Source organism: Streptomyces sp. NPDC052687 (assembly GCF_040678395.1).
Lineage (GTDB): Bacteria > Actinomycetota > Actinomycetes > Streptomycetales > Streptomycetaceae > Streptomyces.
This window is the reverse complement of sequence record NZ_JBFATR010000020.1, coordinates 102,685-118,830: the sequence shown is the minus strand read 5'-3', so window position 1 is coordinate 118,830 and position 16,146 is coordinate 102,685. Positions and strand designations below refer to the sequence as shown.

Sequence of the window (16,146 nt, the reverse complement as noted above, 5' to 3'; positions counted from 1 at the left end):
CTCGCCGATGACGCCGGGCGCCCGGCGTGATCGGCGAGACACCCCCTGGAGGACCGCACGGTCCAGCAAAATGCGCAGGGGGATCGGCAATGATCAACTGGTCCGTCTAGATTGCTCCTTGACACTCCACCGCATTACGGCATCCCAGGAGCTGACCCGTGACCGAGAACCCGCCCACCACGGACGGCGTGGCCGATTCCCTGCGCGAGCGCATCAACACCTCCCAGCCGCACACGGCCCGGATCTGGAACTACTGGCTGGGCGGCAAGGACAACTACGAGGTGGACCGCGCGGCCGGCGACCAGATCCGCCGCCTGCACCCGGGCATCGGCGCGTACGCGCAGGCCGACCGCCTCTTCCTGGGCCGTGCCGTGCGCCATCTCGTCCAGGAGGAGGGCATCCGCCAGTTCCTGGACATCGGCACCGGGCTGCCGACCGCCGACAACACCCACGAGGTCGCCCAGCGGCTCGCCCCGGACGCGCGGATCGTCTACGTCGACAACGACCCGCTCGTCCTGGCGCACGCCCGCGCGCTGCTGACCAGCACGCCCGAGGGCCGCACCGACTACCTGGACGAGGACCTGCGCAACGTCGACGCCATCCTCGAACACGCGGGCAAGACGCTGGACTTCGGCAAGCCCGTGGGCCTGATCCTGCTCGGCGTGGTCATCTTCATCGGCGACGACGAGGACCCGTACGGCCTGGTGCGGCGGCTGGTGGACGCGCTGCCGTCGGGCAGCCACCTGGTGCTGTCGCACACCGTCACCTCGCCGTCGATGCCGGACGTGGACGAGGCGGTGAAGTTCTGGAACGAGCACGGCACTCCGAAGCTGACCCAGCGCACGCCCGAGCAGGTGACCCGTTTCTTCGACGGTCTGGAACTGCTGGAGCCCGGTGTCGTCTCCTGCTCGCGCTGGCGCCCGGAGGGCGGTGACGGGACCGAGCCGGAGGAGGTGGCGATGTTCGGCGGGGTGGCCCGCAAGAACTGAGCCGGCCCCCGCGGGGGTGAACGGGCCCGGCTCCCGGCACGTATGCGAAGGAGGGCGCTCGACTGCCGGAGGCCCCCGCGGTGTCGTCATCACCGCGCGTTCGGGGTTCGGGAGCCATGCATGAGGCACGTACGACGACGGATCGTCCGGCGAGCGGCACGGCTGGCGGCCGTCGGCGGTCTGCTGCTCGGCGGGACGATGGTCACGCAGGCCGTGGCGAGCCCGCCGCCGCCCGTCCCGCCCGTCACCGGTCCGGGTCTCGTCGAGCGGCTCGGCGCCGAGCGGACCGCGGGCAGCTGGCTCGGCGCGGACGGGCGGCCGGTGGTCGCGGTCACCGACCGGGACACGGCCGCCGAGGTCCGCCGGGCGGGTGCCACGCCCAAGGTGGTGCGGCACAGCCTGCGGGAGCTGAAGTCGGCCACCGCGTCGCTGCGTTCGGCGCCGCGGGTGGCCGGCACGGCGTGGGCGGTGGACTACCGGCGCAACGAGGTGGTGGTACGGGCCGACCGCACCGTCTCCGCCGCCGACTGGGACCGGCTCGCGCAACTCGCCGAGGAGATCGGCGGCTTCGTCCGGATGGAGCGCTCGGCGGGCACCTTCACCACCCGGCTGAACGGGGCGCGGCCCATCCTGTCGACGAGCGGGCGCTGTTCGGCGGGGTTCAACGTGACCGACGGGCGGCGCGAGTTCATCCTGACGGCCGGGCACTGCGGGCCCACGGGCTCCGTGTGGTTCGCGGACGACCAGGGCGCGCGGGAGGTGGGCCGGACGGTCGCGGGGCGGTTCCCGGGCGCGGACTACTCGCTGGTGCGGTACGCCGGCGACCGGGCGGGCGAGGGCGCGGACGTGGTGGCGATCGGTGCCGGGAGAGGCGTACGGATCACCGGGGCGGCCGAACCGGCCGTCGGGCAGCGGGTGTTCCGCAGCGGCAGCACGACCGGGCTGCGCGACGGGCGGGTGACGGCGCTGGACGCGACGGTGAACTATCCGGAGGGCACGGTCACGGGCCTGATCGAGACGGACGTCTGCGCCGAGCCCGGGGACAGCGGCGGGCCGCTGTTCGCGGAGGGGACCGCGCTGGGGGTGACGTCCGGGGGCAGCGGGGACTGCCGCGGTGGCGGGACGACGTTCTTCCAGCCGGTGACGGAGGCGATGGACCAGCTCGGTGTGCGGCTGCTCACGGCGGCCGGGGCCGGCTCGCCGGCTCCGTCGTCCTCCGCGAGTCAGGACGCGAGCGCGCCGGGCGTACCGGCTCAGGCGGCGGGCGGCGGAGCGGCGCCGTCGTTGTACGCGCGGCTGGCGGACCCGCGCAACGCGGGTCCGGGGCTGCTGGTGATCGCGGGAAGCCTGGTCGCGCTGGTGGCCACGCGGTGGATCCGCACGGAGCAGGACCGCAGGGCCTACCAGCGCCAGTACTCGGCGAGCTGGAGTTGATTCGAGGACGGGTGGGTCAGGCGGCCGACGCGCGGTCGGCCCATTCCATCACGAGCCGCTGGTATTCCTCGCGCTGCTCGGTGTTCAGTGTCCCGCCCGACCGGCGCCACAGGGCCCGGATCTCCTCGTTGATCTCCGCTGCCGATCGCCCGGTGGCGGGTTCAACAGTGGTGGACATGCTGTGAAGCATACGGGGCCCGACGTGAAGATGACGTGAGCGAACAGGAACGAATCCGGCATATCGGACCGTGTTACTGATCACTCCCCCTCGCGCGCCCTGGGCGGCCGGTACGGGACGGGTGCGTCAGGTGCCCGGCTTGCGGCCGTACACGAAGACGTCGTCGCCGGTCTTCAGCAGCGACCAGTACTTCTTGGCGTCCGTCTTCGTCAGGTTGACGCAGCCGCGCGAGCCCGGCGGGTTCCACATGCTGACGTTGGCCTGGTGGAAGGCCTGGCCGCCGTCGAAGAACTGGGCGTAGGGCATCGGCACGTCGTAGATGGAGGAGACGTGGTCGATGTTGCGCCAGTAGATCTTCTTCAGGCCGGTGCGGGTCTCGTCGCCGTCGCGCCCGGTGCGGACCGGGACGGGGCCGTAGACGAGCTTCTTGCCGTCCTGGATCCAGCTGAGCTGGAGGGTGAGGTTCACGCAGGCGATGCGGCCCTTGTTCACCGGGCACTTGCCGGCCTTGTTGGGATTGTTCCCCACGGCCTTCTGCTTCAGCATCAGGTCCATCACGCCCCAGGTCACGGGGCCCGCGTAGCCGGCGTTCGGCTGGATGCCGTGCTTGGTCTGGAAGGCCTGGATCGCCTTGCAGTCGGCGGCGGACTGGACGCCGTCGACGGGCCGGCCGAGGAACTTCTCGACCTGCTTCTGGTACGGCCCGGTCTGGGTCGTACAGCTCGCCGCCTGCGCCGGAGCGGCGCCGAGCGCGAGTGTGAGCGGGGCCACCAGTGCGGTGGCGCCCAGAACGACGGTTGCCCGTCTGCTTTTGTCCCCCATGGTCGGGTTTGCCCTTCGGATGCGGCGAATGTCTGCTCAGGTAGACGGATACCTGCCCCGAACGGTTGTAAGGATGCGGCGGATGTGAGGCGCTTCATGCGGGGCGGCCCGTGCGAGGCGGCTCATCCGGTCCGCCGCGACGGGGCGGGCGTGGCAGGCGCCCGCCGCTCCCCCGGCAGTGTCCGCCGGCGCCGCACCGGTGAGAGCAGGACCGGCAGGAACGCCATCGCGAGCAGCGCGCCCCCGGTCCAGAGGGCCGGGCGGACGCCGGCCACTTCGCCGAGGAGGCCGGACAGGGCCGCGCCGACCGCCAGCGCGCCGGTCAGCATGAAGCGGAAGGTGGCGTTCATACGGCCGAGCAGGGCGTCCGGGGTCATTCCCTGGCGCAGGCTCACGCCGAGCACGTTGTCCATGCCGGTCTTGAACATCGTCAGGGCCCATCCGGCGCCGGCGAGCCACAACCAGGGGCCGCGCCCGATGAGCGGGACGAGCAGGGCGGCGGGGGCGAGGACCGGCCCGGCGAGGGCGAGCGTGCGCCCGTGGCCGAAGCGGGCGGCGAGGGGCCGGGCGCAGCGCGCGCCGAGCAGGAGACCGAGGCCGCCGGCGGCCCAGTACAGGCCGAGCACGCTGGCCGGGAGGCGGAGTTCGCGGACGAACAGCACGGGCAGCAGGGTGTTCACGATCTGCGACCCGAGGTTGGTGAGGGACGCGGTGAGGGCGAGGGCGCGCAGCTCGGCGTTGCCGAGGACATGGCGCAGTCCCTCGGCGATCCGCGCCCGCAGGCTCGTCCGCGTGGCCACCGGCCCGGGTGCGGTGCCGCCGCGCAGGGCGATGAGCCAAAGGGCCGAGGCGAGGTGGGCCAGGGCGGTGCAGAGCACGGCGACGGGGGCGGTGAGCAGCTGGACGAGACCGCCGCCGAGGCCGCGCCCGGCGACGTTGCCGGCCGCCTGGAGGCTGACGACGGCGGCGTTCGCGCCCACCAGGGCGTCCCTGCCGACCAGTTGGGGCAGCACGCTCTGCGAGCCGACGTCGAAGAAGACCGTCGCGCAGCCGGTCAGCAGGACCACCACGTAGAGCTGGCCGAGGGTGAGGGCGTCGAGCCACCACGCGAGCGGTACGGACGCGCAGAGCAGTGCGCGGGCGAGGTCGGCGCCGATCAGGACCCGGCGGTGCCGCATCCGGTCCACCCACGCCCCGGCCGGCAGTCCGATCAGCAGGAACGCCAGGGTGCTGAGGGTGGCGAGGGCGCCGGCCTGGCCGGGTCCCGCGCCCAGCGCGGCCACCGCGACCAGGGGCATGGCGACATAGCCGACGTTGGTGCCGAGCTGGCTGAGGGTGGTGGCGGTGAAGAGGGTGCGGAAGTCGCGGACCCGCCACGGGGATCGGGAGTCGGCGCGGTGATCGGTTCGGGGGTCGGTCGGCACGGGGACACGGTGCCCGACGGCGATCGAGTAGGACAAGTGAAGAGATCTACAAGGACGTTAAGCGGCGCTGCATCGATCGTTTCCCGGATACCGTGCGTCCATGTCGGAGTTCATACAGCAACTGCCCGCCCTGCTCGGCGTGGTGATCGGTGCCCTGGGTTCGTATCTGGTGGTCATGCGCGGTGAGCAGGTCCGGTTCCGCCAGGAGCGCGCGGCCCGGTGGGAGGAGCGGCGGCTGGCGGCGTACGCCGACTACGCGCGCCAGTTGAAGAAGACCATCACCCTGACCTACCGGGTGGCGTCCCACCTCGGCAACGACCCGCACCCGCACCCGCTGACGCCCGAGCAGGCCGAGCCGCTGCTGGCGGAGGCCGCGGACGCCCGGGACCCGGCCGGTGAGGCGCTGATCCTGCTGGGCAGCCGCGAGGTGGTGGACCGCGCGCGGGCGTGGGTGGTCGCGGTCCTGGCGATGGAACGCTTCCTGCGCGCCGGCACGCGCGACCCCGAGGCGTGGCAGGAACTGCTGGAGCGGCAGCGGGAGGCGCGGGAGGACTACTACGCGGCGGTGCGCGCCGATCTGGCGCTGCCGCCCGGACACCCGGCGCGCCGGCCGCTGCCGCCGGCGTCGGACGCCGGTGCTCAGCGGTAGCCGGTGGTGTCCGCGGGCTTGCCCGGGTCCTGCACCTCGACGAGGTAGCGCCAGGCGTCGGGGCGGCTGCCGTCGAGGTCGGTGAAGCCGTACTCCCGGGCGAGTGCGCCGCTGGAGAGCGAGGCCCCGTTGTGGCGGGCCACGCCGGGGTCGGCGGCGAGGGCGGCGACGGCGCGGCCGACGTAACGCGGGGTCTCCGAGATGGCGAAGTGCGGCTGGGCTTCGAGGGCGTCGCGCCAGTTGTCCTCCCGCACCCCGAAGTGCTCCAGCATCATCTCCGAGCGCAGCCAGCCCGGGGTGAGGGCGACGGCGGTGGCGCCGCGCGGGCCCAGCTCGTGGGCGAGGGCGAACGCCATGCGCAGGACGGACGCCTTGGCGAGGTCGTAGAAGAAGGAGTTGCGGTAGTGCTCGCGGTTGTACTCGGCGGTTCCGTCGGTCATCTCGACGACCAGGCCGCCGGGCCGGCGCAGCAGCAGCGGCAGGGCGATGTGGCTGGTGATGGCGTGGGTCTCGACGCCGAGGCGGAGCAGTCTGAGCCCGTTGTCGAGGTCGTGCTCCCAGACCGGCACGTCGAACTCGAACAGCTTCTCGCCGCCCCAGATGTCGTTGACGAGGACGTCGAGACGGCCCTGCTCGCCGTCGATCCGGTCGACCAGGGCACGCACCTGCGCCGGGTCGAGGTGGTCGGTGGGCACGGCGATGCCCCTACCGCCGGCCTCGGTGACGAGGTCGGCGGTGTCCTCCAGGGTCTCGGGGCGGTCGTACTCCGAGCGCTGTGCGCGGGTGCTGCGCCCGGTGACGTACACCGTGGCGCCGGCCGCCCCGAGTTCCACGGCGATCCCTCGCCCGGCGCCGCGGGTCGCCCCGGCGACGAGTGCGATGGTGTCCTTGAGGGGCTGTTCCGGCATGTCCGGCCTCCTGTCGCGTCAGCGGTCGGGTTCGAGATTGCCGGGGAAGCCGGACATCTTCTGTCGCCTTTCCGCGCCGGGTCGTCGTCTCTCGTTCAGTGGCCCCGCGCGATCCACTCCTCCAGGTGGGGTGCCTCGGCGCCGATCGTGGTGGCGTCCCCGTGTCCGGTGAGGACCTTCGTTTCGGGCGGGAGGGTGAGCAGCCGGTCGCGGATGGAGTCGATGAGGGTCGGGAAGTGGGAGAAGGACCGTCCGGTGGCGCCGGGTCCGCCCTGGAAGAGGGTGTCGCCGGTGAAGACGGCGCCGAGGCCCGGGTCGTACAGGCAGACCGCGCCGGGGGCGTGTCCCGGGGTGTGCAGGACGGTCAGGTCGGCGCCGGCCGCCTCGATGACGAGGCCGTCGCGCAGCCAGGCGTCGGGTTCGCGTTCCGGGTGGGTCTGCTTCCACAGCGGCAGGTCGTCGCGGTGCAGCCAGATGACGGCGCCGGTGCGGTCGGCGAGAGCGGGCGCGGCACCGATGTGGTCGTTGTGGGCGTGGGTGCACACGATGGCGGTGAGCCGGCGGTCGCCGACGGCCTCGGCGATGGCGTCGGCGTCGTGGGCGGCGTCGATGACGACGACCTCGTGGTCGTCGCCGACGATCCAGACGTTGTTGTCGACGTCCCAGGTTCCGCCGTCGAGGCGGAACTGGCCGGAGGTGACGAGGCGTTGGATGCGGGTGGTCATCACAGCACCACCACCGAGCGCAGGACGTCGCCGCGGTGCATCCGCTCGAACGCCTTCTCCACCTCGTCGAGCGCGATGGTCTCGGTGACGAACGCCCCGAGGTCCAGGCGGCCTTGCAGATGCAGGTCGACGAGCATCGGGAAGTCGCGCGAGGGCAGGCAGTCGCCGTACCAGCTCGACTTCAGCGCGCCGCCGCGGCCGAAGACGTCCAGCAGCGGCAGCTCCAGCTTCATCTCCGGGGTGGGGACGCCGACGAGGACGACCGTGCCGGCGAGGTCACGGGCGTAGAAGGCCTGGGTGTACGTCTCGGGGCGGCCCACCGCCTCGATGACGACGTCGGCGCCGAAGCCGCCGGTCAGCTCGCGGATGGCGGCGACCGGGTCGGTCTCGCGGGAGTTGACGGTGTGGGTGGCGCCCATCGTGCGGGCGGTGGCAAGTTTGCGGTCGTCGATGTCGACGGCGATGATCCGTGCCGCGCCCGCCAGCCGTGCGCCGGCGATGGCCGCGTCGCCGACGCCGCCGCAGCCGATGACGGCGACCGAGTCGCCGCGGCTCACACCGCCGGTGTTGATCGCGGCGCCGATCCCGGCCATCACCCCGCAGCCGAGCAGTCCGGCCGCCGCGGGGGCGACGGCGGGATCGACCTTGGTGCACTGCCCGGCCGCGACCAGCGTCTTCTCGGCGAACGCGCCGATGCCGAGGGCCGGGGAGAGCTCCTGTCCGGTGGCGGCGAGGGTCATCCGCTGTGCGGCGTTGTGGGTGTCGAAGCAGTACCAGGGGCGTCCGCGCAGACAGGCCCGGCACCGGCCGCACACGGCTCGCCAGTTGAGGATCACGAAGTCGCCGGGCGCCACCTCGGTGACCCCGTCGCCGACCGCCTCCACCACCCCGGCGGCCTCGTGGCCGAGCAGGAAGGGGAACTCGTCGGTGATGCCGCCCTGCTTGTAGTGCAGGTCGGTGTGGCAGACCCCGCAGGCCTGGACCCGCACCACGGCCTCCCCCGGCCCCGGGTCGGGTACGACGATGGTCTCCACCCGCACCGGCTCGTCCTTGCCCGGTGCGATCACGCCGCGCACTTCCTGCGCCATGCTGTTGCTTCCTTCCGTCCACGGGTGTCCGTCCCGCTTGCGACCCTACGGCCGATTGATCGCCAAGGGTGTGACCGACGAGCGCGCGGGGCACTTTCCGGCCACGTCCCGCCGGCCGCCGGGCCGTGGGGTCGGCCCTTCCCGGCGGGCCGCCCGGCACTCCGCCCGTCGGGCCGCCCGGCACTCCGCCCGTCGGTCCGCGCGCCGGGCCCTGGCGGGCCGCACGTCCGCCCGGCGCCGAGCGCGCACGGCCTGTGCGCGGCCGGCACACGGCCTGCGCACGGCCCGGCACACGGGACGGCTCCGGTGCCCACGCCTGCGGGGACCGCTCCGCGGGTGCCTCGCGGTCCGGCACGAAAACGGGGGCCGGGCGCGCGTCGGCCGTCGTAGCCTGACCTCGGTCCGCCACTGGCCGCGACGGCGAAGGAGAACCGTGACCCGCACCGAGACCCCCACCGGACCGCCCCCGTGGCGGCTGCTTCTCGGCTATGTCCGACCGCACCGATGGGCCCTGCTGGCGGGTGCGGTGCTCTCCCTGGTCACCGGGGCGACCGGCCTGCTGCTGCCGCTGGTGGCGCGGGAGTTGATCGACGACCTGGCCCATGACCGGTCGATCGCGGGCGCGTTGCTGCTCATGTCGCTGCTCGTCGTCGCCAACGCGGCGGTGGGCGCGCTCGGTTCGTACGTGCTGCGGCGCACCGCGGAGTCGGTGGTGCTCGGCGCCCGGCGCGCCCTGTCGTCGTATCTCCTGCGGCTGCGGATCGCCGCCGTGGACCGCAGCGAGCCGGGTGATCTGATGGCCCGGATCACCTCCGACACCACCCTGCTGCGCGAGGTCACCACCGACTCGCTGGTCGGGCTCGGCACCGGCGGGCTCACGCTGGTGGCGACCGTGGTGATGATGGGGCTGGTCGACCCGGTGCTGCTCGGGGTCACCCTGGCCGTGGTGTTCGCGACGGGCACGATCCTCGGCGTGATCGTGCCGCGCATCAACCGGGCGAGCCGCCAGGCGCAGGACGCGGTGGGCGTGATGGGGGCCTCGCTGGAGCGGGTGCTGGGCGCGCTGCGCACGGTGAAGGCGTCCGGCGCGGAGCACCGCGAGGAGGAGACGCTGCACGCGGCCGCGGAGGAGTCGTGGCGGCAGAGCGTGCGCGCCGCGAAGTGGACGGCCGCCGCGGGCAACACCGCCGGGCTGTCGATGCAGATCGCCTTCATCACTGTGCTGGCGGTGGGCGGGGCGCGGGTGGCGACCGGCTCCATCGACATCGGCACCCTGGTGGCGTTCCTGCTGTACGTCTTCTATCTGATGTCGCCGATCCAGCAGGTCGTCGGCGCGATCACCCAGTACCAGACCGGTGCCGCGGCCCTCACCCGCATCCAGGAGGCGCTGCGGCTGCCCGCGGAGCCGCAGGTGCCGGCGGTGCCGCTGCCGGACGCCGACGCCGAGCCGGCCTCGCTCGCCTTCACCGACGTCCGCTTCCGCTACGCGGAGGATCTGCCGTACGTCCACCACGGGGTGACGTTCTCGGTGCCGCCGCGCGGTATGACGGCGTTCGTCGGCCCGTCCGGGGCGGGCAAGACCACCGTGTTCTCGCTGATCGAGCGGTTCTACGACCCGGAGGAGGGCGTGATCACGCTCGACGGCCGGAACCTCGCGGACTGGGAGCTGTCCCGGCTGCGGTCGGCGATCGGCTACGTCGAGCAGGACGCCCCGGTGCTGTCAGGCTCGCTGCGGGACAACGTGCTGCTGGGCAATCCGGGGGCGGACGAGGACACGCTCACCCGAGTGCTGAAGACGACCCGGCTCGACGGGCTGGTCGCCCGGCTGCCGGACGGTCTGGAGACCCTGGTCGGGCACCGCGGCACCAAGCTGTCCGGCGGGGAGCGGCAGCGGGTGGCGATCGCCCGCGCGCTGCTGCGGCGGCCCCGGCTGCTGTTGCTGGACGAGGCGACGTCGCAGCTGGACGCGGTGAACGAGGCGGCGCTGCGGGACACGGTCGCCGATGTGGCCCGGACGACGACGGTCCTGGTGGTCGCGCACCGGCTGTCGACGGTGACGATGGCCGACCGGATCGTGGTGATGGACGCGGGCCGGGTCCGCGCGGTGGGCACCCACCGTGAACTCGTGGCCGCCGATCCGCTGTACGCGGAGCTGGCGGCCACGCAGTTCCTCGCCTCGACGGACTGAGGGTGCCCCGGCCGGGGCGGCGGCGCCCCGGCGTCCGGCCGGCTACCGGAGGGCGGGCACCAGCCCGAGCACGGGCGCGACCGGGGCGACGAGCTGATTCAGCTCGTTCAGCCGGTTGATCTGGTGGACGTTGCTGGGCTGCCGCAGCTGGGCGGAGGGCCGGGGCAAGGCGTCCTTGTGCTCGGCGGGCAGGTCGCCGACGGCGAGCGAGTCGAGGGCGCCGATCGGGTTGAGCTTGCCGGAGCCGGCGCCCGCGTCGGCCGCGTTCGCCAGGGGTGCGGCCAGACCCGTGATCCCGGCAGCGAGGGCAACGGCGGCGGCGATACGACGGGTTGAGATCAGCCTGGAGCAACGCGGGCCGCCCGCGCGCGGACACGGCCACCCGGCCGGGCTCACCCGTCAGGCGGCGTATCCGCTGCGCTTGCCGGGGCCGGGGAGGCGGAGGAGCCTCGTAGGTAAGGCCCTTCGCGGCCCGCCGCCAGACCGGGCCGCCCCCTTTTCGAGGAGGTCACGATGGGCACCGCGGCCACCCCCGGCTTCGACACCGAGACACTGCGCCGGGGCATCGAGGGACACAACTCGGCGACGCTGATGTCGCTGTACGCGGACGACGCGCAACTGCGGGTCGTCGACCGCAACACCCAGCCGAGCCATCCGCGCGTGCTGCGCGGCCGGGACGAGATCGGCGAGCTGCTCGACGACGTCTACGGCCGGGACATGTCGCACAAGCTGGAGGACTGTGTCGTCCAGGGTGACCGCGCGGCCTTCAGCGAGTCCTGTGAGTACCCCGACGGGGTCCGTGTGCTCGCCGAGTCGATGGTCACCCTGCGCGACGGCAAGATCGTCGACCAGACCATGATCCAGGCCTGGGACGAGTAGCACCGGGCCGGGCACCGCGCCGCACACGGCCTCGGTTACGCTGGTCCGGGGCCGTGACTGGCGCTGAGGTGGAGTACCACCGGGGAGCGGTCCACGTGGAGTCGATGCCGCGCGCCTGGGCGATCCGGTCGATCGACCCAGGAGTGGATCATGTCCCAGGCCCGGCTCATGGACGGCACCGCGCTCGCCCGGCGCATCGTCGAGGAGACCGCGAAGCGCGCGGCCGGCCTCACCGGCCGCACCGGCACGGCACCCTGCCTCGCGACGGTGCTGGTGGGCGAGGACCCGGCGTCCGTGACGTACGTGAAGATGAAGCAGAACCGCTGCCGGAAGGCCGGCATCGCCTCCCGGCACGTCGCCCTGCCCGCCACCACGACCACCGGGGAGCTGGTGGGCACGCTGCGCGAGCTGTCCGCCGACCCCGGCGTACACGGCATCCTGCTGCAGCACCCGGTGGGCGACCACATCGACGAGCGGGCCGCGTTCGAGGCGATCGCGCCCGAGAAGGACGTCGACGGCGTCACCTTCGCCTCCTTCGCCACGATGAGCTTCGGCCTGCCGGGCTTCGTCTCGTGCACGCCCGGCGGCATCATGCGGCTGCTGGACGAGTACGGCGTCGACCCGGCCGGGAAGCGGGCCGTGGTGGTGGGCCGCAGCGCGATCCTCGGCAAGCCGGCCGGGATGCTGCTGCTCGCCCGGGACGCGACCGTCACCTACTGCCACTCCCGCACCGCGGATCTGTCGGCCGCGGTGCGGGAGGCGGACATCGTGGTCGCCGCGGTCGGCCGGCCCCGGCTGATCCGCGGCCAGGACGTCAAGCCGGGCGCGGTGGTGATCGACGCCGGCTACAACCCGGGCAACGTGGGCGACGTCGACTTCGACTCGGCCGTCGAGCGCGCCTCGCTGATCACTCCCGTGCCGGGCGGGGTCGGCCCGATGACCATCGCCACGCTGCTTCAGCAGACGGTGGACGCGGCGGAGCGTCAGCTCGGGCTGTGACGGGCGGGAGGCCGGCGCCCGCCCGCGGCGCGCCGGCCTCCCGGTGACCGTGCGGCGCGCGCCGGCTTCCCCGTGACCGCTTGGCGTGCGGCGGCTTCCCCCGTGAGCGTTTGGCGTGCGCCGGCCTCCCGCGGGGAGCGTGTGACGTGCGTCGGCCTCCCGTCAGCGCTTGGCGTGCGTCGGCCTCCCGTCAGGCTTGGCGTGCGTCGGCCTCCCGTGGTGACCGTGCGACGTGCGCCGGCCCCCGTGTGGCGCGGCTCCCGGTGATCGAGTGATGCCGCGCACACACGGACGGTGTCCGCGTGAACGCGTGTTAGCGTCCGGCCGTGACTCTCTCGGCACCGGAAACGATCAGCCCCGACGGGGCCTCCCACCAGGCCCTCGACCTGCTCGATCTCTTCGGCGACGGCTTCGTCCGCGACCCGTATCCCTGGCTGGACACGCTGCGCGCCGAGGCCCCGGTGCACCACGACCCGCGGACCGGGCTGTGGCTGGTCAGCCGCCACGAGGACATCCGTCGGGTGCTGCTCGACCCGGACCTCTTCCACCCGGACAACGCCCAGCACGCCGTCACGCCGCTGCCGGTAGGGGTGCTGCGGGTGCTGGCCCGGGCCGGGTTCAACCTGCCGCCGGCGCTGGCCAACAACGGCACCGCGAGCCACCCCGGACTGCGCCGGGTCGTCACCCGGTTCTTCGACGCCCGGCGCGTCGCCGCCGCCGTACCGATGATCGAGCGGATCGCCGACGAGCTGCTCGCGGCGGCCGGGGAGCGGTTCGACGCCTCGGGTGAGGTCGACCTGTTCACGTCGTTCGCGCAGGTACTGCCGTGCCGGGTGCTGATGGAGCTGCTCGGCATCGACGGTGTCTCCCCCGCCACGCTGATCCGCTGGAGCGACGCCTCGCTGGAGCTGTTCTGGGGCCGGCCGACGGCCGAGCGGCAGCTCGAACTGGCGCCGCTGGTCGCCGAGTTCCACCAGTGGCTGACCCGGACCGTGCGGGCCGGCGCCGCCCAGCCCGGTTCGTTCGTCGCGGCGCTGGCCGACCACCGGTTGCCCGGCGGCGAGCCGCTGGACGTGCGGACCGCGGTCGGCGCGTGCTTCTTCGTGTTCGTCGCCGGGCAGTCCACCACCGGCCAGCTCATCGCCACGGTGCTGCGCCGGGCCCTCGCCGAGGACGGGCTGTGGTCCCGCGTCGCCGACGAGCCGGGCCTGGCCGAGGGCTGGGTCGAGGAGGTGCTGCGCCGCGAGCCGCCGGTGACGACGTGGCGCCGGGTCGCCGCGCGCCCGGCCGAGCTGGGTGGGGTGGAGCTGCCCGAGGGCGCCCAGCTGCTGCTGATGCTGATGGGCAGCGGCTCGGACCCGGAGGTCTTCTCCGCGCCCGAGCGGATGTGCCCGCAGCGGGCGAACGTCCGCCGCCACCTGGCCTTCGGTGTGGGCCGGCACCTGTGCCCGGGCGCGACCCTCGCGCGGACGGAGGCGGCGGTGGCGCTGCGTCAGGCGGCGCGCCGTCTGCCGCGGGTGCGGCCGGCGGCGGCCGAGGACGTTCCGATGCTCGGTCTGCTGTCGTTCCGGGCGCCCTTGCGGGTCGCGGTGGAGCGGCCGGGGCATCCGGACGCGGAGGCGTAGAGGGCTCAGGCGTAGGGGGCTCAGGAGACGTAGGGGCGGACTGCCTCCGGGTGGTGGGGAGCCATGGTCGCGGCCATCCTCCCTCGGCGGTCCACCCGCCGGGGCGAAGGAGACGGCGGATTCGCCCAAGGCGCGGCCGTAGCGGCGGCATACTGGCCGATGTGCGAGTGGCGATCATGACGGCGGGCTCGCGGGGTGACGTGGCCCCGTACACCGGGCTCGGGCAGGCGCTGGTGCGGGCGGGGCACGAGGTGACGCTGGTGACCCACGGGTGTTTCGAGCCGCTGGTGGCGGGCTCGGGAGTGGGCTTCCACGCGCTGCCGGTGGATCCGCGGGCCGAGCTGGAGACCTCGCGGGGTCGGGGGCTGCATGACGCCAGCGCGGTGGGCAAGCTGGTGCGGATGGTGGGGATGGCGCGGTCCCTGATCGGGCGGATGACCGATGACCTGCTCGCGGCGGCGCGCGCCAGTGAGGTGCTGCTGCTGTCGAGTTCGCTGGGGCCGCTCGGGCACACCATCGCGGAAGGGCTGCGGCTGCCGAGCATGGGGCTGTATCTCCAACCGCTCGCCGCCACCAGGGAGTTCGCGCCCGCGGTGCTCTCCGGCGGCTCCTGGGGTGCCGTCGGCAACCGGCTCGGCGGGCTGGGGGTGGGGCTGGCCGTGGAGCGGGTGTTCTCGGCGGCCGTTCCGGCGGTACGGGACCGTCTGGGGCTGCCGCCACGGACGCCGGGCGCGGCGTGGCGGGCCCGGGAGCGGGGGAACTGGCCGGTGCTGCACGGTTTCAGCCCGCTCGTCGTGCCCCGGCCGCGCGACTGGCGCGCCGGGCTCGGCGTGGCCGGGTACTGGTGGCCGTACGACCGTGACCCCCGGCTGCCGGCCGGGCTGGCGGACTTCCTCGACGCGGGTCCGCCGCCGGTCTTCGTCGGCCTGGGCAGCGCGACGGTGCCGGATCCCGGGCGGTTGAGCGGGGAGATCGTGCGGGCGCTGCGCGCCGCCGGGCTGCGCGGGGTGTTCCAGCGGGGGTGGGGCGGGCTGGCGGCGGACGGCGACGACATGCTGACCGTCGGGGAGGTGCCGCACTCCGTGCTGTTCCCGAGGATGGCCGCGGTGGTGCACCACGCGGGCGCGGGCACCACGGCGGCGGGGGTGCGCGCCGGGGTGCCCGCCGTTCCCGTGCCGGTGCAGTTCGACGCCGGGTTCTGGGCGTCCCGCCTGGTCGCCCTCGGGGTGGCGCCCCGCGCGGTCCCCCTGCGCCGGCTGACCGCCGCCGTCCTGACCCCGGCCCTCGTCCGCGCCACCCGCGACCGCGGCATGCGGGAACGGGCCCGGACGCTGGCCGCACGGGTGCGGCAGGAGGACGGGACGGCGGCGGTGGTGGAGTGGGTGAACGGGCTGCGCGGCTAGAGGGTTTGTGCGCGGCTGTGGCTTCGCCGGGCGGGGGTGAGAGACCTCGAGGTCGCGGTTGCTGACCTGGGCGTAGGACCGGTCGGTTGGCCGGCAGCAGATGTTGCCCGCGGCCGCAGGCCATGGACACGGCCGTCCGCCCTACTTCTGGGGGTTCCAGTCGACCGGGCGGAGGATGCCCAGGAGTTGGCGGACCAGTTCCGCCACGACCTCGTCGAGGGTGGCGTGTACCCAGCCGGCGGTCCAGTCGTGGAGGAGGCCGTTGACGCTGCCGATGAAGGCGGTGGCGGGGAGGTGGTAGTCGCGGGGCACGGCCTCGCCGCGGGCGGCGGCGGCTTCGGCCTCGGTGCGGATGAGGTCGACCCAGCGCGCCCGGCGGGCCAGGCGCTGCTCCTCCAGGCGCGGGCTGACGCCGACGATCTCGACGAAGGTGATCCGGACGCGGCGCGGATCGGCGGTGACGTTCGCGGCGTAGGCATGGAAGATGGCGGCGACGCGGTCGGCCAGGGGCAGCCCCTCGGCTTCGGTCACGGCGGCGCGGACGGCCTGTTCGGCCCAGTCGTTGACCTGGAGGTGGAGGGCGGCGAGGACGTCCTCCAGGGTGCGGAACTCCTCGTAGAACTGCCGGGTGGACAGGCCGGCCGCCTCGCTGAGCGCGGCGACGGTCGTGGCCCGGTAGCCCGGCCGGTCGCCGAAGAGCCGCAGGGCCGCGTCGAGGAAGCGGCGGCGCCGCTCGGCCTGCCGTTCCTCGGCGGACCGGCCGCCGTACCGCCCCGTGGGCGCTCTGAGCCTGCCCGTCACGTGCCTCCCCGTCCTCCGTGCGCTTCCGCCCTCC

At 73.9% G+C, this 16,146-nt stretch carries 16 protein-coding genes and 1 riboswitch; of the genes, 8 read left to right on the top strand and 8 right to left on the bottom strand.

Annotation, left to right across the window (positions count from 1 at the left end):
- Positions 1-158: 158 nt before the first annotated feature.
- On the top strand, positions 159-989 hold the full coding sequence (locus AB0K92_RS18545; RefSeq protein ID WP_365924119.1) for an SAM-dependent methyltransferase: 831 nt from the start codon (positions 159-161) through the stop codon (positions 987-989).
- 120 nt (positions 990-1,109) lie between these two features.
- Complete coding sequence (locus tag AB0K92_RS18540; protein ID WP_365924117.1) at positions 1,110-2,423, top strand: S1 family peptidase; 1,314 nt, start codon at positions 1,110-1,112, stop codon at positions 2,421-2,423.
- Positions 2,424-2,439: 16 nt separating this feature from the next.
- On the opposite strand, the gene AB0K92_RS18535 is transcribed toward AB0K92_RS18540, so the two are convergent.
- The 3 genes from AB0K92_RS18535 to AB0K92_RS18525 form a co-directional block, all read right to left on the bottom strand.
- A complete protein-coding gene (locus AB0K92_RS18535) occupies positions 2,440-2,601 on the bottom strand; it encodes a hypothetical protein (RefSeq protein WP_165994900.1) in 162 nt (53 codons plus the stop codon).
- Between the two features lie 126 nt (positions 2,602-2,727).
- A complete protein-coding gene (locus AB0K92_RS18530) occupies positions 2,728-3,423 on the bottom strand; it encodes a L,D-transpeptidase (protein WP_365924115.1) in 696 nt (231 codons plus the stop codon).
- 122 nt (positions 3,424-3,545) lie between these two features.
- Complete coding sequence (locus tag AB0K92_RS18525; protein WP_365924113.1) at positions 3,546-4,847, bottom strand: MFS transporter; 1,302 nt, start codon at positions 4,845-4,847, stop codon at positions 3,546-3,548.
- Positions 4,848-4,947: 100 nt separating this feature from the next.
- Between AB0K92_RS18525 and AB0K92_RS18520 the strand changes: the two genes are divergently transcribed.
- Positions 4,948-5,496, top strand: coding sequence for a hypothetical protein (locus AB0K92_RS18520; RefSeq protein ID WP_365924111.1), 549 nt, complete (start codon positions 4,948-4,950; stop codon positions 5,494-5,496).
- Here the strand turns inward: AB0K92_RS18520 and AB0K92_RS18515 are convergent.
- The 3 genes from AB0K92_RS18515 to AB0K92_RS18505 form a co-directional block, all read right to left on the bottom strand.
- Complete coding sequence (locus AB0K92_RS18515) at positions 5,487-6,404, bottom strand: SDR family oxidoreductase (RefSeq protein WP_365924109.1); 918 nt, start codon at positions 6,402-6,404, stop codon at positions 5,487-5,489. The two genes, AB0K92_RS18520 and AB0K92_RS18515, sit on opposite strands and share 10 nt — an antisense overlap.
- A gap of 95 nt (positions 6,405-6,499) precedes the next feature.
- Entirely contained in the window at positions 6,500-7,129 is a 630-nt protein-coding gene (locus tag AB0K92_RS18510; RefSeq protein WP_365924107.1) for an MBL fold metallo-hydrolase, read from the bottom strand.
- The gene (locus tag AB0K92_RS18505; RefSeq protein WP_365924105.1) at positions 7,129-8,217 is read right to left on the bottom strand and encodes an S-(hydroxymethyl)mycothiol dehydrogenase; all 1,089 of its coding nucleotides are present in this window, start codon (positions 8,215-8,217) and stop codon (positions 7,129-7,131) included. Before AB0K92_RS18505 ends, AB0K92_RS18510 begins: the two co-directional genes overlap by 1 nt.
- A gap of 433 nt (positions 8,218-8,650) precedes the next feature.
- Here AB0K92_RS18505 and AB0K92_RS18500 point away from each other — a divergent pair, with 433 nt between their 5' ends.
- A complete protein-coding gene (locus AB0K92_RS18500; protein ID WP_365924103.1) occupies positions 8,651-10,405 on the top strand; it encodes an ABC transporter ATP-binding protein in 1,755 nt (584 codons plus the stop codon).
- A 42-nt stretch (positions 10,406-10,447) separates the two neighbouring features.
- Here the strand turns inward: AB0K92_RS18500 and AB0K92_RS18495 are convergent, their stop codons facing one another.
- Entirely contained in the window at positions 10,448-10,747 is a 300-nt protein-coding gene (locus AB0K92_RS18495; protein ID WP_365924135.1) for a hypothetical protein, read from the bottom strand.
- A gap of 171 nt (positions 10,748-10,918) precedes the next feature.
- On the opposite strand from AB0K92_RS18495, the gene AB0K92_RS18490 reads away from it, so the two are divergent.
- The 4 genes from AB0K92_RS18490 to AB0K92_RS18475 all read left to right on the top strand — a co-directional run bounded on the left by AB0K92_RS18490 (position 10,919) and on the right by AB0K92_RS18475 (position 15,311).
- Positions 10,919-11,284, top strand: a complete 366-nt coding sequence (locus tag AB0K92_RS18490; protein ID WP_365924100.1) for a nuclear transport factor 2 family protein — start codon at positions 10,919-10,921, stop codon at positions 11,282-11,284.
- 43 nt (positions 11,285-11,327) lie between these two features.
- Positions 11,328-11,412: riboswitch (ZMP/ZTP riboswitch) on the top strand.
- Between the two features lie 22 nt (positions 11,413-11,434).
- Positions 11,435-12,283, top strand: coding sequence for a bifunctional 5,10-methylenetetrahydrofolate dehydrogenase/5,10-methenyltetrahydrofolate cyclohydrolase (locus tag AB0K92_RS18485; RefSeq protein WP_365924098.1), 849 nt, complete (start codon positions 11,435-11,437; stop codon positions 12,281-12,283).
- A gap of 326 nt (positions 12,284-12,609) precedes the next feature.
- On the top strand, positions 12,610-13,908 hold the full coding sequence (locus AB0K92_RS18480) for a cytochrome P450 (protein ID WP_365924096.1): 1,299 nt from the start codon (positions 12,610-12,612) through the stop codon (positions 13,906-13,908).
- A 176-nt stretch (positions 13,909-14,084) separates the two neighbouring features.
- Positions 14,085-15,311: a glycosyltransferase gene (locus tag AB0K92_RS18475; protein ID WP_365924133.1), complete on the top strand. Its 1,227-nt coding sequence runs from the start codon at positions 14,085-14,087 to the stop codon at positions 15,309-15,311.
- Positions 15,312-15,452: 141 nt separating this feature from the next.
- On the opposite strand, the gene AB0K92_RS18470 is transcribed toward AB0K92_RS18475, so the two are convergent.
- Positions 15,453-16,112 (bottom strand): helix-turn-helix domain-containing protein, encoded by a 660-nt coding sequence (locus tag AB0K92_RS18470; RefSeq protein WP_365924094.1) that lies wholly within the window; start codon positions 16,110-16,112, stop codon positions 15,453-15,455.
- Positions 16,113-16,146 lie beyond the last annotated feature (34 nt).